The sequence below is a fragment of the Sphingobacterium sp. UBA7625 genome (genome assembly GCF_002484085.1).
GTDB lineage: Bacteria > Bacteroidota > Bacteroidia > Sphingobacteriales > Sphingobacteriaceae > Sphingobacterium > Sphingobacterium athyrii.
The window spans coordinates 193,902-215,948 of the sequence record NZ_DLJD01000026.1 but is presented as its reverse complement, the minus strand read 5'-3'; the positions used below and the strand labels follow the sequence as shown (position 1 = coordinate 215,948).

Below are 22,047 nucleotides of genomic sequence, written 5' to 3'. Positions count from 1 at the left end.
CAATGGTGTATGTAATTTTAGTTTCTCTTTCGATATGCCTTTTAAAAACAAAGACCAAGCCACCCTTTTTGATCACGATCTGCCCGCGACGATAATTTTCATCAGCTGGATCGCATGATCATGTAACACCATATGCCTATTGATCGACTTCACCCGACCAATAGCTTTATTTAAATCTAAAGATAATAATTCCTGCGTCATCAGAACAGCAAAAATCATGCTCCTACTATAACCCATTGTACAATGAATGACCATATTTTCATGTTCGTTCATTTTGCGGTAAGCGGATACCATAGCGTCTATGATCACATGGGCATGATGCAAATCGATCTCCGCAATATCCAGCAAAGGGAAAGAATAATACTTTTCCATGGCACCTAAGAGTTTTACCTCCTCCAGCTCAGCTGCAAGGTCAAAAACAACCAGATTGCGATCCAATCCCAAGCCTATAAGTTCCGAAGCGTTCAACCTTGGCCCCACATAACAGCGGGGCAATAACTCCATCAGCGGCGGATTATTTTTCTTTCTAAAAAAACGCCACATCAATCGGTACGCAAATTGGTAAGGAGCGTAAAATACTTTCTTTATCAGCGATATTCGACCCCGATGATCCTTTAAAAACCTCGTATTACCGCGCAGGTAATTGTAACCAACCGCAAAGCAGACGAAGGCTACCCAAGCAAAAACAATCAGCGGCAATAAATATCCCTCGCAAAGCAGCGCCAGTAGCATGAATATCCACCCAATAAGGTAATAACTATTCGCTAGTTGTTGGTTTCTGACTACCGGACGACAACTATCAAGATTTTGGGTATCAATGCCCGATTTCTCAGCTTTCTCTTCGTTCCGCCCCCTGCTTTGACCTATAGCCACCCCTTGTACCGATTGTTCAATGGCATTCGGAAAGAGTATAAAACTGAACTGAACGAGTATGCAAGCTGTCAATAGATCGATCACATGGTGCTGATATACGGCCAATGTTCCTAAACCCATCAACAGAAGCCAGATGCCCAAGATTATTTTCTTCCAACCGTTGAACTTCCAACGCAGCACCGACCAAAAAATACAGGCATAAGCGACATGCAGGGAGGGTGCCTGATTAAAAGGCGAATCATATTCCTTTAAGAAGGAAAAGAAAATAGTAAACAAAGGATATTCAACCGACGGTCTGTCAAAAGAAAACCGCAACGGAAAAAGGAGAAAGCACAATGCCGCAATCAGGGTAACAAACGTAAATCGCTTTGCATAGCACAGGAGCTCCCCTTTTTGTCGACAGTAAAACGGCACGAAGCAAAAAAACAGGCCACTACTCATATAGGGTAGGATCATCCATGGAACGAACGAAATATACTGTTCAAAATCGAATACAAAGGAAGGCACCGCAACTAAACTGGAGGCGTAGCCTGCTGTATAAGGATAGGTAAGTTGAAAAAGCAACAGGCAATAAATGGCAACAAGGAGCTGCCCACTTACCTTCTTTAATCGTTTTTCATCCATTTGGCTTTCCTAAACATGATTTTACTTAATAATACATGGGGAAGCAGACCTAAAAATCCCATCAGCCATTTCATGCGCATCGGAAAAATCACGATTTCTTTCTTTTGCTGTATCGCCTTTAAGATGCGTTGCGCGGCATCGTCCACGCTAATCAAAAAGGGCTTTTTGGAGAGATCCTGCTGATTAAGTTCGCGCAGTTTGGTTGTATCCACATACCCCGGTGCGATGACTGTCACCGCAATCCCATACGGAAGCAATGCCCTTCTGTAGGCATCAGCCACTTGAATTGCAGCCCGCTTTGTTTTGCTGTACAAACTTGAGTTTGGAAAATCCAGCGTCCCCGAGACGGATGCTATTGTTGCGATCTGCCCATTTGATTGTCCACGCATGGCTTCGCGGGCGACTTCAAAACAGTTCAGGGTACCCAGCATATTGACGCGGAGCATCGCACTTGCCTCTTCATAACTGATGCGCAGTGCCACATCATCGGCATAACTTCCGGTACAATTGATAAAAAGATCCAATGTCCCATGATCACAGAAAGAATCAACGGCATCAGCCAATACGTCCCGATTACATACATCCACTTCAAACTTGATGAGCGCATCGTATGTCGCTTGATTGGTCAACTTTGAAAGGTCTCGACCACATACAGCAACTTCAGCCCCTTGTTGGAGGTAGCATTGTGCTAGTGCCAAACCTATTCCGCTTGTTCCGCCTGCGATAAATACCTTCATTTTATAAAAAAAAAAATAGCGATTATATTACCCGCTTGATCGGGCTATCCTGTCAAACAAATAAACTTTCGATGTATGCCACCTAAACTCTCCAATAGATCCCGTATTACACGATAAATACTTCCAAGAACCATTACCCAGATACATCGTGTACTACGCCATCCGCAGTTCCATCGCCCTGCGATATCCATAATTCCACTGTGCTTCCATCGCAACCGCAAATTCATCCAGACTTGCCGGAAGGGACAATGTTATTTCAAATCTACGCCAATCTATGTCTTTTCTGCAATAGTTTCCTGCTAACTTTTCCGCAGCATCCCTTGTATCGATCCATCGGAGGCCCTGAAATTGCTGATCAATATCCCGCAGGCGTTGGTTTCCGCTGAAGCCCAATACCGCTCTGACCAATCCCTCCTCCTGCAATTTATACCTCTGCTTGCGCTCACAGATTACTTCTGCTGCCAAAGACTGCGCCAGTTCTACAGGTACCAGATCAATGGCTCCACCAGCATAATATTCTCCATTCCGCTGTATTGGCTCAATATAAAACATATCGGACATGGAAATACGAACAGCTTCCAACAAGGTTACCGTTGAATTTATTGCTACCGCAGGGGCAACAGCACTTTGTCCATAATTTTCACCTTGAATTTGGATATTATCCAGATTTACGTTCGACAGGGCAGTTGCATTCCCCATCAGGACTTTCTGATAGAGCTTACGTTCGCCACGTCTCTCCCCAACTTCCGAACGGTCAAAAAGCATTCTCGAACCAATAATAATTGAGGGTATTTCCTGTGAAAACGGGCGGTTCAAAGTCGGTAATAAAGGGGAAAGATCATGTTCCATCTTGACCAGATAACGATCAAAGACATCTTCCAAATAAGGAGCAGATCGTTTATCCCATTGCTTTTTTAACACATATAAACCAAGTTTGCCCAGATGGCGCTGCTCTGTAAGCCGATGTCCACAGAAGAAGCGGTAAAACTCTTCGGACTGGAGATAGGATTTCCGTTCTGCATCCCTTGCAAAAGCCTGAATAATCGCAGCAGCCAATGATCCACCGCAGGTAGCTATCAGTAAGTCCGGCTTTAATCCTAGTTCGTCCAACGCCGCATACATTCCCAGGTACAAGCCAAAACGAGTACCACCACCTGAAAATAAAACTGCCCGTTGATAATTCATTTTGCGATATATTAGATGTATGTGTATCCTTTTACAAAGTCAAGACCTAATTCCAATTTTTTAGTCACCATTACAAATTCGTCATTTCTATCAAACAAATTAAACCATAGAAAACAGGCGCATTAAAAAGCAGGCTATCTATCCGATCCAACAGTCCACCATGTCCGGGGATTAATGCCCCCGTATCTTTGACTCCAGTCCTACGTTTCAAAAAGGAGAAAAGCACATCACCGCAAAAACCTAAAACACCGAAGAGTAAACCCAACAAAGAAAAGCCAATAAAATCTCCAAATGGTAACAACAAATAGCCCAAGATATTACTCAAAATTATCGTCAGTCCGATACCACCGAGACATCCGGCAACCGTTTTATTTGGGCTGATGCGCGGAACGATCTTTCGTTTACCAAAGAATTTGCCCATGAGGTATTGGAATACATCATTCAGTTCCGTTAAAACGATGATAAAGGCCACCAGCCGCAATCCCATCCATTCATTCTGATGAATTTCTACTGCCCGAATAAAAGCCAGGTGGCTGAATGCAAGTAAGCAAGCAGCCGCTCCAATTGTCATTCCGATAGCAGCACCCATCGCTGTTTTCTGTCCCAACCGGAAAAACAGCCCGATCCCGATGCACAATAGTGTCGCCCACAATAGGTAGCCACTGTATGAACAGTACAATAACAGGATCAGCTGCAATAGGCCTGTTACAACCGCAAAGACCAATACAAGATTAAAATGTGGCACAAACATCTTCATAAATTCGCGCATGCCCTGAAATGTCAGCCAGGAAACAAACAGCAAAGATGTTGTTTGGGAAACGAAAGCTATCGCCAATACAAGCACGATATAGCCCCAGCTTCTTACGCGGACAGGTACATCAGCAAACTTGTCCTTCGGATTGGATAACTCACTCATGGACTACCAATGCCTTTCTCAATCGCGTTATCGAACTCAAGACCAATAACAAACACAGCACAGCAAAAATATAGACCGAAATAGTCGTTATTGAGATCTGCAACAAGTTCAAAATACCATATAACCCCAACATCAGTGCGCGGTCACTTTTCCCCATGGGCCCATCATAACGACGGTCGTTGGCGACCACTTTTCCAATTAGACCACAGAATTCATTGATCACGCTCAGTATAATAAAGCATACAACCAGGTATAAACTCTCGGGATGAAATTTCAGCAAGGGGAAAAAGATCAGGACATCGGAGACAATATCGCCCACCTCGTTCAGAACTTCACCTTTCTTACTCGTCTGATCAAAAAGACGGGCCATCATACCATCCAGTGCATTGAAGGCCATGCGAAATAATAAACCGATTGGCAATGCCAAAAACAACATTGGCATCCGATCGGCATACCAGAACAGTACCGCAATAACCAAAGACAAAACGATTGAGCCAATCGTAATCTGATTGGCCGTTACCTTTTTCCGATGTAAGAAGGTCAGAATCGGCATCAATAACTGCTGAAACTTTGGTTTTAATTTATAAACAGAAATCATATATGCACTATGTAACTTATTTTTTTGATTTTTTTAAAAAAAATTTTGCATAGTGTAATAAATACACTATATTTGTGTCATCATAATTTAGGTTTATAATTGGTTATTTAAGGTTTTCATTCTCCCCGTTTGAAAACCTTTTTTTTTGCCCTAAATCAGGAATTACCATCTTCCGCCAGCACCACCACCACCTGAAGATCCACCGCCAAAGCTGCCTCCGCCACTACTGCTGGAGCCTCCGCCACCAGATCTGCTTGATGAAGACCTTACTTTAACAGGTATAGTATGCTCACCATGGGATACGCGATGACCACAGTTCTTGCATTTATCAAAACGCTCCTCCAGGCCCTGCGAACTGTAAGTTGCAGATCGGATCGTATGTGAAAGCCCCGTTTCAAACGTATGGTAATGGCATTGCGGACAATCCATATAGCCTGCGTTTTCATCCCAGGGAACCAGCTTGATTTCATTGCTTGTCTGATTTACCCAGATCTCATAAGATCGACTGCCAATTTTCTCCTCCATGAGCTGTCCCTTATCCAAGTAAGCGCTTTCTCGGGTAGATACATCATCCTTATTCATCCGTAACCAACTTCCCGAATCATCCGGAGGAGTCAGTCTAAGTTCATTCCTTCGGATCCGTTTATTTATTCCAAAGAGATCAAACAGCGCCAAAGGACTTAATAGTAAAGGAACAAGTCCCCAAATGCGAAATTTACGCAGAGCTTGCTGGATATTCTCCTCATCGCGATAAGAATTAACAATCTGGGTACGACTCGCATTATATTTCATCGCCAATGTGATACTGCCAAATATAAAAATAAAGTAAGGAAGGTTTTTCCATTGATAAACGACTTCAAAGTTGTTCAACGCAAAAGCACAAATAAACACACTGGCAAACATCAACATCCCCATACAACCACAGCCGCTGACCAGTGGTGGGAAATACTTACTTTTCTTGGTCAGTTGCCCTTTTATCGCGCGGGTCACCTCTCCCAGCCAGATATAACAAATGGCAAATAAAGCCAGTACCAAAAGTGAATTTCGCAGGATAGGACTGCTGAAGCTCCAGATCGGAGTTGCCTCAGGCATCAGGCGCTCCAATTCAGCCTTGCTATCAGGCGACATCAGGATCGTTTTGATAAACTGTGAAGCATCAAGAACGCCCTGATCATAATTTCCATTTCGAAAATTTGGTACGAGATACTTCTCACCGATCCGCTTTAAATAGGCATCCGGCAAGGTACTTTCCATCCCATAACCCGTAATAAAACGATATTCCCGCCGGTCTTTGGCTATAAACAATAATAAACCATTGTTACTTTCCTTCTTACCGATACCCCAGGTATTAAATAATTTGAGTGCAAATTCAAAATCGCTGTCACCGACATAGTCATTGACCAATACAATGGCAAACTCACTTTTAGTAGCTGCCTCAATCTGTGTGGATAAACCATCCAGTTCAGCTACAGTACCCGATGACAAAATCCCATCAGGATTGGATACAAAATAGTCCTGCCCCCTCTGCTTCGGACTGGGAATATTATCAACGGTATACTGGGCCAACACCGGAACAGCATTCAAACAGCAGCTTAGCCAAAGTAAAATAAAGATATAGAGTGGATGTGATCTATGCATATTTTAGACAACTAGAACAATAAAATTCGGTTCATTGTCACGATATTAAGAAAAAAAAATCAAACAAACGTTTCCATCAAAGAAAAGCCCATAATTGGTTGATTATGGGCCTGTATAATTCAATATTCGTTTGAGCTATTTATGTATATCCTTGCGATTACTTCATATAATCGTTTTGTTGAGCTAATGAACTAGATTTATTTTACAGCAACGGTTCATGGAGCGTGTCTTGCGGCAACTTTAAAAATGATATGAAACTTTCCCATTCGTTGTCAATGGCCAAGCCAATGTAAAATCAAGACACCGATCAATCCAACAACAGAAACGAGCGTTTCCATCACCGTCCATGAGCGAAACGTATCCTTCATGCTCACTCCAAAATAAGATTTAAACATCCAAAACCCCGGATCATTGACGTGTGAGAACATGAGACTGCCCGCTCCCGTCGCTAGCACCATTAATTCAGGAGTAACATTTCCTGCTTGCACAATGGGAAGCATAATACCCGCTGCAGTGAGTCCAGCAACACTTGCCGAACCGATAACTAGGCGAATGATGCCGGCTATTAACCATGCAAGCACAAGAGGCGACAAGCTCAGGTCTGCGGTTAGCTCAGCGATGTAGTTGGCTACACCACTATCTACCAAAATTTGCTTGAAGGCGCCTGATGCTGCAATGATAAAAAGGATCATCATTATCCCACGAATTGCTTCTTCCACACTTTCTGACTGCTCCCGCAAACTTTTACCTTGGCGGATACCCATCGTGTACATCGCCACTAGCGATGCAATCATTAAAGCCACCACCGGGTCACCCAAGAAACGTAGTGCCGTCAGCCAAGAGGAGCCTTCTGGGAATATTAGATGTGCAAATGAACCAAAAGCAATTAAAATTATTGGAAACAGCCCCGTAAATATACTAATTGCAAATCCGGGAAGCTCTTTCCTATCTGCCTGATCGTGTTCAGGAAAAAGCTCGGCCGGTGGGTTGGTCGGAATACGCTTAAGCATTCTGCCAAAAAGTGGTCCACCGATAATTATGGCAGGAATTGCTACAACAATGCCATAGGCCATTGTCAAGCCTATATCCGCATTGTAAGTAACCGCTATGGCTGTAGCGCCCGGATGTGGTGGCAAATAACCGTGCGTCACGGACAGCGCTGCCAGCAGTGGAATGGCTACGTAAAGCAAGGGCATTTTATTGGAAGCACATACCATGAAAACGAACGGTACTAAGACGATAAAACCGACATTGTAAAATAAGGGAATTCCTACTAAAAAGCCCGTGAGAACCATTGCCCAAGGTAAGTTCTTTCGGCCAAATACAGCCGTTAGTTTCGTTGTAATCTTTTCTGCAGCTCCCCCTTCCGCCATCAATTTACCCAGTAAAGACCCGAAAGCCAACAAAAGTGCCAATTGGCCCATCGTACTGCTCACTCCGGTTTCAACAGATTTAAGGATATCGACGGCATTCATATTCATGGCAAAACCGACCGCAACAGAGGTTATCAGTAACGAGAAGATCGTGTTTAACCTGACGACAGTGACTAAAAGAAGTAGTAAAGCTACTCCCAAAATAACGATGATTAGAGGCATAATAATTTACATCTAGTTAAAACTCACCTTCCAATATATGGTACAGGTGTTCAAATTTCTGGAAGTTTTTAATATATACGGCGTGATTCTCCGCACTCGGTTTGTAATAGTGCTCGGTATCTTGTGCTCCCCCCGCTTGCTTGTTTTTTACGGTAGGCTCCTCCCTCTGTATACCCAATGCTTCCAAGCCTATCAATGCGGCTCCCCATGCAGAGCTTTCTACCGTATTTTTGGTGAATACAGGTTTATTGAAAATGTCTGCAAGCATTTGCACCAACATCGATGAACGTGCTAAGCCGCCGCTTGCAAAGATCGTATGAATGGGGCCGGTGTTCTCCTCTAATGCGATTCCTACACTGTAAATTGCAAACAACATCCCTTCCATCATGGCCCGCGCAAAATGCGCTCTGCCATGATGCAGCTGTATTCCAAAATAAACGCCTTTTGCATTGGAGTTCCAATGTGGTGCCCGCTCACCGGTTAAATAGGGCAAGAATATCAAGCCCTCTGCCCCAGGAACGACGGACTCGATCAAAGCATTTAACGAGGCAGAAGAATCTCCATCCGTTTCCATTTGGGCAAATTCATCCAAAAAGTTATCTCGAAACCAGTTGCGCAATACACCGCCATTGTTAACAGCGCCACCAATTATATATTCATTTGGCCTCAGTAGGTAGGTAAATAGCCTTTGTTTTTTTTCTTGATTTGCCTGCGAACTTGCTACGCGAATAGCTCCACTGGTACCGATAGTTACCGAAGCCACTCCAGGACTTATAGCCCCTACCCCGAGATTAGCCAAACAACCATCGCTACCACCTATAACAAAAGGGGTATCTTCAGAGATGTGCATCAAAGCCGCAATTTCTCGGCTAGGCATATTTAAAATATAATCGACCGGAACTGGCGATGCTAGTTGCCCCTCCGATATGCCCGCCAATCTTAACGCCTGATCAGACCATGTTAGGCGATGTATGTCGAAAAGCCCTGTTGCAGATGCAATGGAATGATCGACCACATAGACGCCAAAGAGCCGGTAAAAAAGAAATTCTTTGATACCGATAAACTTGTGCGACTGAGCAAATAATTTTTGATCGTTAGACTTTATCCACATTAATTTGCAAAGCAAAGACATGGGATGTATGGGTGTACCGGTCTGCTGATAAAGCTGCCTGCCCGCCTCACTTGCCTCCAAAGCAACCGCAATATCCTCGCTTCTGCGATCTGCCCATATCATGCAATTGCTAAGTGGTTTGCCAGCCGAGTCAACAGCGATCAGTCCGTGCATAGCACTGCTCACCGAAATNNAGACTCAATACATGCAGCATAAACAATCTCCGGATCTTGCTCATACCAGCCTTCCGACGGGTTTAATATGGGATAAGATATACTATGCTGCGACAAGATGTTACCTTCGCAGTCAAATGCAACAGCTTTCGCAGATGATGTACCAATGTCTAATCCAATGATCATAAATAAAATTGATGTTTAGGAGAACTCAATATACGGATTATCTGTTGTTTTACCCGGTCTGGAAAAAATTATTTCCCCTAATGCACATCGTCCTATTGATCAGGAAGGTATCTTTCATACACTTTGGGATTAAGAAAAAAAAGCTTGAAGATTCGATTTAATCTTCGTTCAAGACGCAAAAAAGCGGCTTTTTTATATAAAGCCGCTTTTTATAATTGAGCCTCCTATCGAGATGAACCAATGACCCACGGATTACAGTCCGTTGCTCCACCAGCTAAGCTCAGGAGGCTCCGTTTACAGATAAAGTTTCTGATTTCTGTACTGCAAATATCGGATTTGAACAAAAACTTGTAACGTATGATTATGTGAGATAGACTAACAGAATACGTTTACACTCCGTTGATTTAGATGCTATCGCTCAATATCCTTTAAACTGCTCATTTTCTTATATTCCAAGAATCCTTTGATATCCTCAAAATGCTCACGGACACGTTTGTTTCCAAACTCGAAGACTTTTTCCGCTAAACCGTCCAAAAAGTCACGGTCGTGTGAAACAAGGATCAATGTGCCATCAAAATCCTTCAATGCATCTTTGATAATATCCTTGGTCTTCATGTCCAAATGGTTGGTAGGCTCATCGAGAATCAATACATTCACTGGTTCCAAAAGAAGTTTTATCATGGCTAAACGCGTTCTTTCTCCTCCAGATAACACTTTCACCTTTTTGGTCGTATCATCGCCACTAAACATAAAAGCGCCCAAAAGATCTTTCATCTTAACACGTACTTCACCTACTGCGATTTGATCAATGGTATCAAAAACGGTCAGTTCACCATCCAGCAATGCCGCCTGATTTTGTGCAAAGTAACCAATTTTCGCGTTGTGCCCAACCTTTAACGTCCCTTCGAAATCGATTTCACCCATAATTGCTTTGATCATCGTCGATTTACCCTCACCGTTTTTCCCTACAAAAGCCACCTTTTCTCCACGTTCAATGACCATGTTTGCTTTTTGAAATACCACATGATCATCATAAGCTTTTGTAAGATCTTCGACAATGACCGGATATTGACCCGACCGAGGTGAAGGTGGAAATTTTAGGCGCAAGGCCGAAGTATCTACTTCGTCAATTTCTATGATTTCCAATTTCTCCAACATCTTGACACGCGACTGCACCTGCAAAGTTTTCGAGTAAGTACCTCTGAAACGGTCGATGAATTCCTGATTGTCAGCAATAAAACGCTGCTGTTCCTCATAAGCTTTCAATTGATGCTGACGGCGCTCCTGACGTAATTCCAGATAATGACTGTACTTGGCGCGATAGTCATAAATCCGTCCCATCGTCACCTCGATGGTCCGATTCGTAATATTGTCGACAAAAGCCCGGTCGTGAGAAATAACAATAACTGCTTTCGCCGAATTGACCAAGAAGTCCTCAAGCCATTGAATACTCTCAATATCCATGTGATTGGTAGGCTCATCCAATAAAATCAAATCTGGCTTTTTTAGTAATATCTTAGCCAACTCGATGCGCATACGCCAGCCACCAGAAAATTCAGAGGTCTGTCTAGTAAAATCCGTGCGCTCAAAACCAAGACCCTTCAAGACCTTTTCAACCTCAGCATCATAATTGACTTCCTCAATCGAATAGAACTTCTCACTTAATTCAGATACCCGTTCGATCAATTGCATATAATCATCAGATTCATAATCCGTACGAATATTCAACTGCTCATTCAAGCCTTCCAGCTCATCACGCATTCCGTAGACTTCTTCGAAAGCCTTAGATGTCTCTTCAAAGACAGTCACATTATCCTGTGTCAGCAAATGCTGTGGTAAATAGGCTATAATCGCATCCTTTGGCCCCGAAACATTACCTGTAGTTGGCTTTCCTGCCCCCGCTATAATTTTCAACAAGGTAGATTTACCAGCACCATTTTTGCCCATCAATGCGATCTTGTCATTCTCATTAATCGAGAAAGATACATCTGAAAAAAGAGTCGTTCCCCCAAAGGAAACGGAAATATTATTTACGTCAATCACTTTATGTACACTTAAATTTGCCACAAAGATAAGCGAATCAATCTTATAAATAGACAATGGTGCATTTTTGTGTATCTTTGCGCCATGCGTTTTGATATTATTACGGTCTTACCAGACCTACTTGAAAGTCCATTTGCACACTCAATTTTGCAACGAGCGAAGAATAAAGGTCTGGCTGAAATACATGTTCACAACTTAAGAGACTATTCAACCAATAAACACAAAAGTGTAGATGATTATCCCTACGGCGGCGGATCCGGTATGGTTCTTCAAATCGAGCCTTTTGCAAAGTGTATTGAGCAACTGCAATCCGAACGTGTATACGATGAGATCATCTATATGACTCCAGACGGTGAAACATTCAATCAGGATATTGCGAACGGACTATCTACAAAAGGAAATATGATGATCCTCTGTGGACATTATAAGGGAATTGACCAACGTATTCGTGATATCTACGTAACAAAAGAAATTTCGGTCGGCGATTACGTGCTATCTGGAGGAGAACTTCCAGCCGCAATTGTTACAGACGCTATTATCAGATTAATTCCTGGAGTATTATCAGACGAAACTTCCGCTCTTTCCGATTCATTTCAGGATGGATTGCTCGACGCACCGATCTATACACGCCCTGCAGAGTGGAAAGGCCATAAAGTACCTGATATTCTACTCAGCGGTCACGAAGCAAAAATTGCCGCATGGAAAGATGAACAACAGTTGAAAAGGACACAAGAAAGACGCCCTGATTTATTAAATGATTAAGAAATAAGCGGAATTTTTGTTTTTTTGTCACAAAAAGTTTGCTTATTTATTTTTTTTTATAAATTTGTGTAATAATGACACGAAGATATACAAATACAAATTGGTGGTGGCCTGGAGCAATAAGCATCGGGAATCAATTGGTATTGTTATAATATTTCATAATCAACCAAAACCATTTATGGAAATTCCAACCCCGATGCTAACCAGTATCGGGTTTTTTTATGTATAAAATTTATCAAAGCGAATAAAAGAATAAAATGAAGTATAAATTCAAAACACAGAGCAGAAAGTTGCTCGCCGACACAACTACACCGGTGAGTATTTATCTTCGATTACGGGATATCTTTCCAAATTCACTGCTATTGGAAAGTTCAGATTACCATAGTCGTGATAACAATATCAGTTATATCTGCTGCCAACCCATTGCAGGGATCCAGCTGGACGAGCAGGAACTGACCTTAACCTATCCCGGGAAAGAACGAATTGTCAAAAATGCACAAGAAATCGAATTACGCCAGGAAGTTTCCGATTTCCGGAATTCTTTCGAAGATTCGACAATTGCCGAACTGAATTTAATCTCCAATGGGTTATTCGGTTACTTTACATTTGACTGCATTGAGCATTTTGAGGATATCAAGCTGACCACACCTGTCGATCCGGCACGCAAGATACCGTTTATGCAGTACCACGTCTACAAATATGTGATCGCCATTGACCATTTCCGTAATCAGCTGTATATTTTCGAACATCTTTTGGGAGATGAGGAGTCTGAACTGGAACGTATGCAGTTCCTGATCCAGAACAAAAACTTCCCAGAGTACACATTTAAATTGGCCGGAGAGGAAAGTTCCAACCGTAGCGATGAGGAGCACCGTCAACTAGTCAAGAAGATGAAAGAACATATCCAACGCGGTGACGTCTTTCAGATTGTTCCATCCCGGGGTTTCCGAACACCATTCTCGGGAGATGAGTTCAATGTCTACCGTGCATTGCGCTCCATTAACCCTTCGCCTTACCTATTCTATTTTGATTATGGTGATTTTAAACTATTCGGATCATCGCCCGAGGCTCAGTTGCGCATCCACGGCAAACAGGCGACCATCTTCCCTATTGCCGGAACCTTCAAAAGAACCGGAAACATGGAGGAAGACCAAAAAATTGCCTCTCGACTAAAACAAGACCCGAAAGAGACATCCGAACATGTGATGTTGGTAGACCTCGCCCGTAATGATCTGAGCAGACACTGTACCCAAGTTAAAGTGGAATCGTATATGGAACCACAATATTACTCGCATATTATCCACTTGGTATCGAAGGTAACTGGCCTGCTTAAGGAAAATATCAATCCCTTTGACATTGTAGGAGATACTTACCCTGCCGGAACATTGTCCGGGGCACCAAAACATATGGCCCTGACACTCATTGACCGCTATGAGGGATTGCAACGCTCGTTCTACTCCGGAGCAATTGGCTTCATGGGTTTCAATGGAGATTTCAATCATGCCATCATGATCCGCTCATTCCTGAGCAAACAAAATACCTTACATTATCAGGCCGGAGGCGGAATTGTGCTGGATTCGGATCCGGAAATGGAACTTCAGGAAGTCAACAATAAAATAGCTGCTTTGCGAAAAGCATTACAATTAGCAGAAACGTTATGATCAGACCATTAGAATACTGTGTCAATACCCAACATATCAATGTTTCAATCGACACCATCGACAACCGCATCGTTGAATTGCTAGCCCTACGGAAAGCATATCTCCATAAGGCAAAAGTATTGCAGGATGATACAGATAACGAGCAGCATATTATTAAAAATATCAGCAGCAATCAGGTGACACTGGCAAAGAGATTCGATCTGCCAATAGAATTTGTCCAGGCGATATTTCAGGAAATAGATAATTACTTTAATCAGGACTATACAACAAGAGGTTATGAGCAACAATAAAATCGTTGTCATTGACAATTACGATTCATTCACCTATAATTTGGTTCATTTGCTCCAGGAACTGGGACAGGACTATGTGGTGTTGAGAAATGATAAATTCAAACTGGAAGAACTGGAAGCATTCGATAAAATCCTCCTTTCCCCAGGTCCGGGGATTCCTGAAGAGGCGGGCTTACTGCTTGATGTGATCCGCACCTATGCGCCACACAAAAGTATATTAGGCATCTGCCTAGGCCAGCAGGCAATCGCCGAAGTATTTGGCGGTACCTTATTTAACATGGAAAAACCATTGCATGGTGTCGCAACGGACATTATAGTAACCGATGAATCCGAAAAGCTATTTCAGGATTTTCCGAAAGATTCTAAAATAGGGCGCTACCATTCATGGGCAGTAAACAAGGATACATTGCCGAGTACACTTAAAGTTACGGCTGTGGACGAGAACGGCATCATCATGGCACTGACACATACGGAGTATGATGTGCGTGGCATGCAGTTCCATCCGGAATCAGTACTAACAACAAATGGGAAAAAATTAATTGAAAACTGGTTGTTTCAACACTAATATCTAAATACTACAAATGACTATACTGGATAAAATCATTGAACGAAAAAGAATAGAAGTAGAAAAAGCGAAAGCCTTAGTTCCATTCGAAGAGCTGTTGAACTATCCCTATTTCAACGTAGCCTGTCTTTCGTTACGGGAATCTATATTAGATCCTGAAAAAACAGGAATTATAGCTGAATATAAACGAGCGTCTCCCTCAAAAGGAGATATCAACAGTACAGCAAAAGTCGAAGATGTTGTCAAGGCTTATGAAGAAGCCGGTGCCTCGGCGGTATCTGTGCTGACCGATGGGGAGTTTTTCAAGGGCAATCTGGAAGATCTTTCCAAAGCAAGGGAAGCAATTAACATCCCTATTTTGCGCAAAGAATTCATTGTGGACAAATATCAGATTACTGAGGCCAAGGCTTATGGTGCTGATGTTATCCTTTTAATAGCAGCATGTCTAAAAAAAGAAGAAGTGCAGGAATTTGCTGCTTATGCTCATCAATTGGGCCTTAATGTTTTGCTTGAAGTACACAACGAACAGGAACTGTTGGATAATCTTTTTGACGACATTGATGCCATCGGTGTCAATAACAGAAACCTTAAAGATTTCACCGTCGATCTACAACATTCGTATGACCTTTTGGATAAGATTCCATCCGAATACATCAAAGTGTCTGAAAGTGGCATCTCCGATCCCAAGACGATTAAAGCATTAAAAAAGGCTGGTTTCCAAAGCTTTTTAATCGGTGAAAATTTTATGAAAACCACAGATCCGGGGAAAGCGATCAAGGATTTCGTAAAAGAAATTTAGAAATTATTTAAAACGAATCTAAATAAGCCTATCTTTGCGTCAGAACAGCGAACTGGTATTTTGGAAAAAGAGTTTTTTATTATAGATAAAGCAGGTTTTGAGCAAATATATCTTCAACACTGGGAAGGTATGTTTGCCTTTTGCCTGAGCAGCATCAAAGATGAAGAACATTCCAAGGAAATTGTACAGGATGTTTTCAAATCACTCTGGGAACGGCGTGATGAACTTCGTCTCATCGAGGTTGAACGGTATCTGATCAGATCAGTAAAACTCAAAACATTTGAATACATTCGCAATAAAGTATCGCGGCAGCAACACCTGGACAACATTTCAAATACGCGCGAAGAGCATTATGTGGATAATTCGTTGATCGCCGACGAACTGGCGAAGAAAATATCAATGCTGATAGATAGTCTGCCCAAACAATGTAAAAATGTTTTCCGCATGAGCAGAGAACAGGGGCTCACCAACAAGGAAATTGCACATAAGCTCTATATTTCAGAAAGAGCGGTAGAATATCACATTTCAAGAGCATTAAAAACATTAAAAACAGAACTAACGGAATATATATCCTAAATTTAGCTATACAAAAGAAATCCTGTACTTTTGTCAGGAAGTATATTATATGAAGATAGACCATAAACTCATAGAGAAATATCATTTAGGCCAATGCTCTCCAACAGAAAAAATTCTTGTGGAAGAATGGTTATTGGATGATACCCTCGATTCAGAGCCCCTGTCTATTTCCATCGCTAAAAAAACAAAATTAGAAACAGATATCTGGGACCAGCTGAGCGCCCATATTGATCAGTCAGACGTTCCGGCAACAATTCCCCAGAAAAAATACAGTTTTAAATATATCGGAGTAGCCGCCACCATTGTTTTTTTACTATGCTTTGGTTTTTATTGGTTCGGTAAAGACTCCGGCAAAGCAGCTGCCATTTTCGAAAACCGCACTAGCACCGGATTGAAGTACATCAATCAGAATAACTATAATATCATTCTGGGTAAACATGCAAGTGCTGAAATCAATACAGATACCGGAGAATTCAAAACTTCGGGTAATATGATGTTCATCCCCAAAAAAAACTTTGCCTTTAGCTTTTCTGGAACAGATAAAAAGAAGGAGTTCAAACATGGGGAAATATATTTTGTATTAAAACCACAAAAAAATGGCAAGCAAGTAATAATCTCCAAATCGGAACTTACCTTTTTAGCCCCGACCATCCAACACGAACTGAAAATACAATTTAATATCATCTAAATAAGAAGAACCTCAATTAGTCCATACACTCATGCTCTCCAACCGCTTCACGCTATTCTTATCCTTGTTATTACTCCATTTGGTAATAAGCTGTGGAACAGATGACGGAGAACAAAATGCAGCCGGAAAGTACAGTCTTTATACGATGAATAAGGATCTCAGCAATACCATCCTGACGACAAATACGGTGGATAGCGGGAATCTGACAATTTCGAAAAATGGAATCGACGTTTCTACAAAACTTTTTGATCGAAGCATCATCGTTAAGGACAAGCATTTTTATTTTTTAAGAGCGGGAAAATTCAGAAAATATACACTTGAATCAAACGGATTAAAGGGAATTGCACAGTTGGCGATGCAAGATCAGCATATTGAAAATATAAACTGGCTTGATCGAGACACATTGCTCCTATTTACTTCGGACAACAAAACAAATCGTCGGCTATGGATCTATAAAATTGCCGTCCATGATTTCAAAATCAATCAACAGCAAGAGATAAAACTACCTTCGGCCGCAGCGGATTTCAATATCCTATCTGTGGGCTTTGGCACGGTACATCAACAGCAATTGCTGGTCGGTTATACGTTTAATAAAGTAATCAACGAAACTGACTTCACCACAATAGACACCCTATACGTCGCAACATTGGATAAGGCGACTTTACGATTGAAAAATATACAAAAGGATATACGATCCACTTACCCCGGTGGAGTTAATACGGTACAGTCTTACAGCTTTCATGACGAAAATGGGAACTTCTATTTTATGTCCTGTCCGGGCATAGCGCTGGGCAACAGTCCGTCGAAACCTACCGCAATTTTCAGAATTGACAGCAATTCCACCCACATCAACCCTACTTATTTTCTCAATCTAACAGCCAAAACGCACAATCATGCTTATGGCATGTGGTATTTGGGCAACAATCAGGCTATCGTCCGTAGTGAACGTAGAGACCGCTACACCGACTTTAGCGATCATCATTCCACCTATCAATTTGAGTACTATGTGGTCGATCTTATCAGCCAAACCACAACAAAATTAAACTTACCTTTCGACAAGGGGACACGCAAAGAATCTGTTCTCGTTGAAAATGGGAAAGCCTATATCACCATAGACGATGCAAAGGATCAGCATCAAGTTTGGGTCTATGATATCACATCAAAAAATATTCAGGTGGGTCTTACCCTAGATCAAGCGACCGATTTTATTGTACGAATAGACCGATTAAACTAAATTTTCGACTGATATTCAGCTTATTAAAAAATAATATCATTTATTTACTTTTTTGACCTTCGGTAAATTTAGAGTTACGCTACTTTTCTATGTGTAATTAATCTAAATAAAATAATGTCAAAATTTAAAATAATATGGTTAATCGTATTCTTAATCATATCTCAATCTTCTTTTGCCCAACAGGTAGCTGAACTCAAAGGTAAGATTGTGACAGCTTCCAATGAACCAATTGAAGGAGCTTCCATTACATTTAGAGAAATCAAGCAGGGCGCAAAAGCTGATCAAGATGGAAACTTTACAATAAAGGGCATTCCATTTGGAATATACCAGATCAATATCTCTGCTGTTGGTTATAAAACTTTACAAAGAAAGTTTAGAATTAATCAAGAACATGAAATCCTCAGAGAAATACAGCTGACCGCAAAAAATAATGGGTTAGAAGAAGTAAAAATTAACGGAAAAACAGCAGGTAAAAAAATAAAAGATTCCGGTTTTAATGTCAACGTCATTGAAACAAAGCAATATGCAAATACCAATTCCGATGTCAACCAAATTCTAAACAGAAGCACAGGGGTAAAAATTAGAGAACAAGGAGGACTAGGATCAAAATATTCCTTTTCGCTGAACGGATTATCAGGAAATAACATCAAATTTTTTATTGACGGCGTGCCAATTGAATCTTTCGGAAGCGGTATGAGCCTAAACAATATGCCGGTCAATATTGCGGAACGAATCGAGGTTTACAAAGGTGTTGTGCCTGCCCATCTAGGCTCAGACGCTCTTGGAGGAGCAATCAATATCGTGACCAACCGTGATTACAAAAAATCTTTGGATGTGAGTTACAGCATCGGCTCATTCAACACGCACCGAGCAGCGCTGAGTGCTGGATATAAACATCCAAAAAATGGACTAATGGTCAACCTTAATAGTTATTACAACTTTTCAAACAATAACTATTTAATGAAAACCAATCCTAAGGCAGGAGTCTACATACTTGCTCCCGTAGATGCCTCGAGATTTGACACATTACAATCCGCAAGACGCTTTCATGACGATTATCGCTCATTCATGACCCAGGTCGAGGTTGGTGTGAGCAACAAAAAATGGGCCGATATCGCTGTTTTAGGATTAACCTATAACGATGTCTACGATCAACAGCAGACTGCGGCAACACAGGAACGGGTCTTAGGACAAGTATTTAGTAAAAATCATACATTAACACCCAGTTTAAGGTATAGAAAAGACAAACTCTTCTTTGAGAATCTATCAGCCACTGTATACGCCAACTATTCAAGGGGTGAGAATGTGATCACCGATACGAGTTCACGGACTTATTATTTCTGGAATGGCCTTCCTACGGAATATAGTCCCACGGCTGGTGAACTTAATAGCTATAAATCAATTATTCACCAAAAGATCAACAATAGTTTTTCTCAGCTTAACCTGAACTATAAACTGGCAGCGCAACATCTCATCAATTTCAATTATAATTTAAACACCAATAAACGCGAAAATTATAATGAAATAGACCCCTACAATGATTTTTATAATATTACCAATCAAATCATCCGCACTAATGCTGGATTAAATTATCAGCAATTTTTATGGAAGGAAAAAATCAACAACTCGTTTTTCATAAAAGAATATGGACTATCAGGCAAAACCAATACTTCAGAAAAAACGTCGAAAAATTACTTAGGTTATGGGGCAGTAACAAATATCAGATTTGGAAGTAGTTACGGAATAAAATTATCGTATGAGCATGCTTATCAATTACCATCCTTTACACAACTCTTCGGAGATGGACTCAATATAATGCCGAATGAGAAATTAAGGCCGGCCAACAGCGACAATTACAATTTAAACCTCTACTACGTTACAGCCTTTGGAAATCATCGTCTAAACTTTGATGCTTCCACCTACTATAGAAATGTAAAAGACTATATCATCAGTAAAATGTATGATACACCGCAAGGACAAAAACAGTTAGCCGAGAATGAAGGTGGAGTGAAGGTGAATGGAGTCGATTTTGAGATTAAATATGGTTACAAATCAGATTTTATGGCGGTATTCAATATGAGTTATTATAATGCTGTCGATCGCGAGCGCTTTGATAATAACAACAGAGAAAAAATTACCTACAAAAACCGTACACCGAATGAACCTTGGCTATTCGGGAATCTGGATATCAGTTACGGCCGAAACAATTTATTTGATAAAAAAGATAATCGAATACAGTTAAACTATTATTTGCAGTTTATCAACAACTATTCACTAAGCTGGTCCAAATTAGCTGAAAAATCGACAAAAGATTACATCCCAGCACAATGGTTGCACAACATCGCCGCAACCTATTCTTTCAATAATAATCAGTACAACATCACTATCGAAGGGAAAAACCTGACCGATCAAATTGCGTATGATATTTTCAAGCAACAGCGCCCCGGGCGTTCGGTGTATCTAAAACTGCGTTATCTGATCCAATCCACACATTAAAAAATAAATTAAAATTTCATATTATGTTAAAATCAATCACAAAAAGTGTAGGTCTGGTCGCTCTGGCTGGCATGACACTTATGAGCTGTAGCAAATCAAATCCAGATCCTGCCGAACCAACAGATCCCACTGAAGAGGTAGGTGGAAACTTTGCAATTAAGTTTAGTACAGACAATGGATCTTTTATGCTTCCGGTAAAAGACTTAATGTCCGGCACAATATCTCCAGTAGGGGCAGGTACAGATGTTACAAGCATGTTTCCATGGGAAGAAAATGTGATTCAAAAAGGGAAATATTTTTATTCAATCGATCCAAACGCTTCTAAATTTGGTAAATATGCATTTGAAAACGGTGTACTAAAGACTATTCAAGTTATCCCTTTTACCAAATTAACCACTTTGTATATCGGTTGGCATAGCTGGTTAGATGATGACCGTCTAGCTGTAGGCCCACGTAATAGCAATGAATATGCTATTATCAACACCAAAACAATGACTGTAGAGGCAAATGGATCAATAACTTCTGAAAACGATATCCCAAAAGATCACAGTATGCGTATTTACGCATTTCTTCCCCAAGGAAATAAGGTCGTATTAGGCTATTGCTTGTACAATAATGTCACTAAAGTGAGTTATGACGTCACGTACACAGGCGCTGTTGATTACCCTTCTTTTAAGAATTTCAAAAAAACAGGTGAGGACAATCGTTCAGCACCAGTAGGCCCTGTAAGAAATGGCTATTTCCATAAATTCAAAGAAAACGGTTATACATATCTCCAGACATACACGATGCCAGCACTAGGTGGCGGTAAAAATATGCCTACTGGATTCTATCGTATCAAAGATGGTGACGACAAATTAGATCCCAACTACTTCTTTAACATCAGTCAATACCAAGCTGGTGACAACCAACTGGGCGTTGCATATCTAGGTAATGGAAAAGCTTTGCTCATCAGTGCCCATGACACAAAAAACAATGTTAAAGAATGGAATGATTGGTGGTATGCTGCAATGTGGGAATACCTAATTGTCGATGTAAATTCTCAAAAAGTAATCAAAAAGCTAGATTTTCCATTGGTAAGTAATTCCCGTTCAGCCGTTGTCGTAAATGGTAAGGCATATATTGCGGTGAATGATCCCAAAGCGGATGCCATCTACATCTGGGAATATAATCCCACGACGGACAAATTAACAAAAGGGGCGAAAGTACTTGGCGGTGATGCTGATACACCAATAATCTATAATTTAGATTAATCGCCTTTTCAATAGGGCAACGCTTATTGCCCTATTGAATATAT

Annotated in this window: 19 protein-coding genes, 1 tRNA gene and 1 pseudogene; 10 read left to right on the top strand and 11 right to left on the bottom strand. The window is 41.1% G+C overall.

Going from position 1 to position 22,047, the window contains the following annotated elements:
- Positions 1-72 precede the first annotated feature (72 nt).
- From B4G94_RS11410 to B4G94_RS11360, 11 genes and pseudogenes are all read right to left on the bottom strand, one after another.
- Entirely contained in the window at positions 73-1,497 is a 1,425-nt protein-coding gene (locus B4G94_RS11410; RefSeq protein WP_209577622.1) for a phosphatase PAP2 family protein, read from the bottom strand.
- On the bottom strand, positions 1,479-2,234 hold the full coding sequence (locus B4G94_RS11405) for an SDR family NAD(P)-dependent oxidoreductase (protein ID WP_209577620.1): 756 nt from the start codon (positions 2,232-2,234) through the stop codon (positions 1,479-1,481). Before B4G94_RS11405 ends, B4G94_RS11410 begins: the two co-directional genes overlap by 19 nt.
- Before the next feature lie 153 nt (positions 2,235-2,387).
- The gene (locus B4G94_RS11400) at positions 2,388-3,419 is read right to left on the bottom strand and encodes a patatin-like phospholipase family protein (RefSeq protein WP_286858952.1); all 1,032 of its coding nucleotides are present in this window, start codon (positions 3,417-3,419) and stop codon (positions 2,388-2,390) included.
- Positions 3,420-3,489: 70 nt separating this feature from the next.
- A complete protein-coding gene (locus B4G94_RS11395) occupies positions 3,490-4,335 on the bottom strand; it encodes a phosphatidate cytidylyltransferase (RefSeq protein WP_286858950.1) in 846 nt (281 codons plus the stop codon).
- Positions 4,328-4,933, bottom strand: a complete 606-nt coding sequence (locus tag B4G94_RS11390) for a CDP-alcohol phosphatidyltransferase family protein (protein ID WP_286858948.1) — start codon at positions 4,931-4,933, stop codon at positions 4,328-4,330. Before B4G94_RS11390 ends, B4G94_RS11395 begins: the two co-directional genes overlap by 8 nt.
- Before the next feature lie 162 nt (positions 4,934-5,095).
- A complete protein-coding gene (locus tag B4G94_RS11385) occupies positions 5,096-6,571 on the bottom strand; it encodes a TPM domain-containing protein (RefSeq protein ID WP_286858946.1) in 1,476 nt (491 codons plus the stop codon).
- Positions 6,572-6,843: 272 nt separating this feature from the next.
- Positions 6,844-8,166: a gluconate:H+ symporter gene (locus B4G94_RS11380; RefSeq protein ID WP_286858944.1), complete on the bottom strand. Its 1,323-nt coding sequence runs from the start codon at positions 8,164-8,166 to the stop codon at positions 6,844-6,846.
- A gap of 16 nt (positions 8,167-8,182) precedes the next feature.
- Positions 8,183-9,016, bottom strand: coding sequence for an FGGY-family carbohydrate kinase (locus B4G94_RS11375; RefSeq protein WP_286858971.1), 834 nt, complete (start codon positions 9,014-9,016; stop codon positions 8,183-8,185).
- Positions 9,011-9,636, bottom strand: a pseudogene (locus B4G94_RS11370) (FGGY family carbohydrate kinase); the annotation flags it as partial. The gene B4G94_RS11375 and the pseudogene B4G94_RS11370, both read right to left, overlap by 6 nt.
- Positions 9,637-9,854: 218 nt before the next feature.
- Positions 9,855-9,925, bottom strand: a tRNA-OTHER gene (locus B4G94_RS11365).
- Between the two features lie 122 nt (positions 9,926-10,047).
- Positions 10,048-11,679: an ABC-F family ATP-binding cassette domain-containing protein gene (locus B4G94_RS11360; RefSeq protein WP_286858969.1), complete on the bottom strand. Its 1,632-nt coding sequence runs from the start codon at positions 11,677-11,679 to the stop codon at positions 10,048-10,050.
- 84 nt (positions 11,680-11,763) lie between these two features.
- Here B4G94_RS11360 and trmD point away from each other — a divergent pair, with 84 nt between their 5' ends.
- The 10 genes from trmD to B4G94_RS11310 all read left to right on the top strand — a co-directional run bounded on the left by trmD (position 11,764) and on the right by B4G94_RS11310 (position 22,003).
- Positions 11,764-12,441, top strand: coding sequence for a tRNA (guanosine(37)-N1)-methyltransferase TrmD (trmD, locus tag B4G94_RS11355; protein WP_209577610.1), 678 nt, complete (start codon positions 11,764-11,766; stop codon positions 12,439-12,441).
- A gap of 257 nt (positions 12,442-12,698) precedes the next feature.
- Positions 12,699-14,102, top strand: coding sequence for an anthranilate synthase component I family protein (locus B4G94_RS11350; RefSeq protein ID WP_286858942.1), 1,404 nt, complete (start codon positions 12,699-12,701; stop codon positions 14,100-14,102).
- Positions 14,099-14,392, top strand: a complete 294-nt coding sequence (locus B4G94_RS11345) for a chorismate mutase (RefSeq protein WP_108636257.1) — start codon at positions 14,099-14,101, stop codon at positions 14,390-14,392. The genes B4G94_RS11350 and B4G94_RS11345 overlap by 4 nt, the downstream gene beginning before the upstream one ends.
- Positions 14,379-14,957 (top strand): anthranilate synthase component II, encoded by a 579-nt coding sequence (locus B4G94_RS11340; RefSeq protein ID WP_165305461.1) that lies wholly within the window; start codon positions 14,379-14,381, stop codon positions 14,955-14,957. Before B4G94_RS11345 ends, B4G94_RS11340 begins: the two co-directional genes overlap by 14 nt.
- 16 nt (positions 14,958-14,973) lie before the next feature.
- The gene (gene trpC / locus B4G94_RS11335) at positions 14,974-15,756 is read left to right on the top strand and encodes an indole-3-glycerol phosphate synthase TrpC (protein WP_108636259.1); all 783 of its coding nucleotides are present in this window, start codon (positions 14,974-14,976) and stop codon (positions 15,754-15,756) included.
- A 60-nt stretch (positions 15,757-15,816) separates the two neighbouring features.
- Entirely contained in the window at positions 15,817-16,332 is a 516-nt protein-coding gene (locus tag B4G94_RS11330; RefSeq protein WP_286858938.1) for an RNA polymerase sigma-70 factor, read from the top strand.
- Between the two features lie 49 nt (positions 16,333-16,381).
- Positions 16,382-17,020, top strand: a complete 639-nt coding sequence (locus B4G94_RS11325; RefSeq protein WP_209577603.1) for a hypothetical protein — start codon at positions 16,382-16,384, stop codon at positions 17,018-17,020.
- A 145-nt stretch (positions 17,021-17,165) separates the two neighbouring features.
- Positions 17,166-18,254: a hypothetical protein gene (locus B4G94_RS11320; RefSeq protein ID WP_286858935.1), complete on the top strand. Its 1,089-nt coding sequence runs from the start codon at positions 17,166-17,168 to the stop codon at positions 18,252-18,254.
- 114 nt (positions 18,255-18,368) lie between these two features.
- The gene (locus B4G94_RS11315) at positions 18,369-20,750 is read left to right on the top strand and encodes a TonB-dependent receptor (protein WP_286858933.1); all 2,382 of its coding nucleotides are present in this window, start codon (positions 18,369-18,371) and stop codon (positions 20,748-20,750) included.
- Between the two features lie 23 nt (positions 20,751-20,773).
- The gene (locus B4G94_RS11310) at positions 20,774-22,003 is read left to right on the top strand and encodes a hypothetical protein (RefSeq protein ID WP_165305456.1); all 1,230 of its coding nucleotides are present in this window, start codon (positions 20,774-20,776) and stop codon (positions 22,001-22,003) included.
- Positions 22,004-22,047 lie beyond the last annotated feature (44 nt).

What these genes read in the sequence shown, in the direction of transcription:
- B4G94_RS11410 (WP_209577622.1), bottom strand. Translation starts at nt 1,497, where the DNA reads ATGGATGAAAAACGATTAAAGAAGGTAAGTGGGCAGCTCCTTGTTGCC.
- B4G94_RS11405 (WP_209577620.1), bottom strand. Translation starts at nt 2,234, where the DNA reads ATGAAGGTATTTATCGCAGGCGGAACAAGCGGAATAGGTTTGGCACTA.
- B4G94_RS11400 (WP_286858952.1), bottom strand. Translation starts at nt 3,419, where the DNA reads ATGAATTATCAACGGGCAGTTTTATTTTCAGGTGGTGGTACTCGTTTT.
- B4G94_RS11395 (WP_286858950.1), bottom strand. Translation starts at nt 4,335, where the DNA reads ATGAGTGAGTTATCCAATCCGAAGGACAAGTTTGCTGATGTACCTGTC.
- B4G94_RS11390 (WP_286858948.1), bottom strand. Translation starts at nt 4,933, where the DNA reads ATGATTTCTGTTTATAAATTAAAACCAAAGTTTCAGCAGTTATTGATG.
- B4G94_RS11385 (WP_286858946.1), bottom strand. Translation starts at nt 6,571, where the DNA reads ATGCATAGATCACATCCACTCTATATCTTTATTTTACTTTGGCTAAGC.
- B4G94_RS11380 (WP_286858944.1), bottom strand. Translation starts at nt 8,166, where the DNA reads ATGCCTCTAATCATCGTTATTTTGGGAGTAGCTTTACTACTTCTTTTA.
- B4G94_RS11375 (WP_286858971.1), bottom strand. Translation starts at nt 9,016, where the DNA reads ATGCACATCTCTGAAGATACCCCTTTTGTTATAGGTGGTAGCGATGGT.
- trmD (WP_209577610.1), top strand. Translation starts at nt 11,764, where the DNA reads ATGCGTTTTGATATTATTACGGTCTTACCAGACCTACTTGAAAGTCCA.
- B4G94_RS11350 (WP_286858942.1), top strand. Translation starts at nt 12,699, where the DNA reads ATGAAGTATAAATTCAAAACACAGAGCAGAAAGTTGCTCGCCGACACA.
- B4G94_RS11345 (WP_108636257.1), top strand. Translation starts at nt 14,099, where the DNA reads ATGATCAGACCATTAGAATACTGTGTCAATACCCAACATATCAATGTT.
- B4G94_RS11340 (WP_165305461.1), top strand. Translation starts at nt 14,379, where the DNA reads ATGAGCAACAATAAAATCGTTGTCATTGACAATTACGATTCATTCACC.
- trpC (WP_108636259.1), top strand. Translation starts at nt 14,974, where the DNA reads ATGACTATACTGGATAAAATCATTGAACGAAAAAGAATAGAAGTAGAA.
- B4G94_RS11325 (WP_209577603.1), top strand. Translation starts at nt 16,382, where the DNA reads ATGAAGATAGACCATAAACTCATAGAGAAATATCATTTAGGCCAATGC.
- B4G94_RS11320 (WP_286858935.1), top strand. Translation starts at nt 17,166, where the DNA reads ATGAATAAGGATCTCAGCAATACCATCCTGACGACAAATACGGTGGAT.
- B4G94_RS11315 (WP_286858933.1), top strand. Translation starts at nt 18,369, where the DNA reads ATGTCAAAATTTAAAATAATATGGTTAATCGTATTCTTAATCATATCT.
- B4G94_RS11310 (WP_165305456.1), top strand. Translation starts at nt 20,774, where the DNA reads ATGTTAAAATCAATCACAAAAAGTGTAGGTCTGGTCGCTCTGGCTGGC.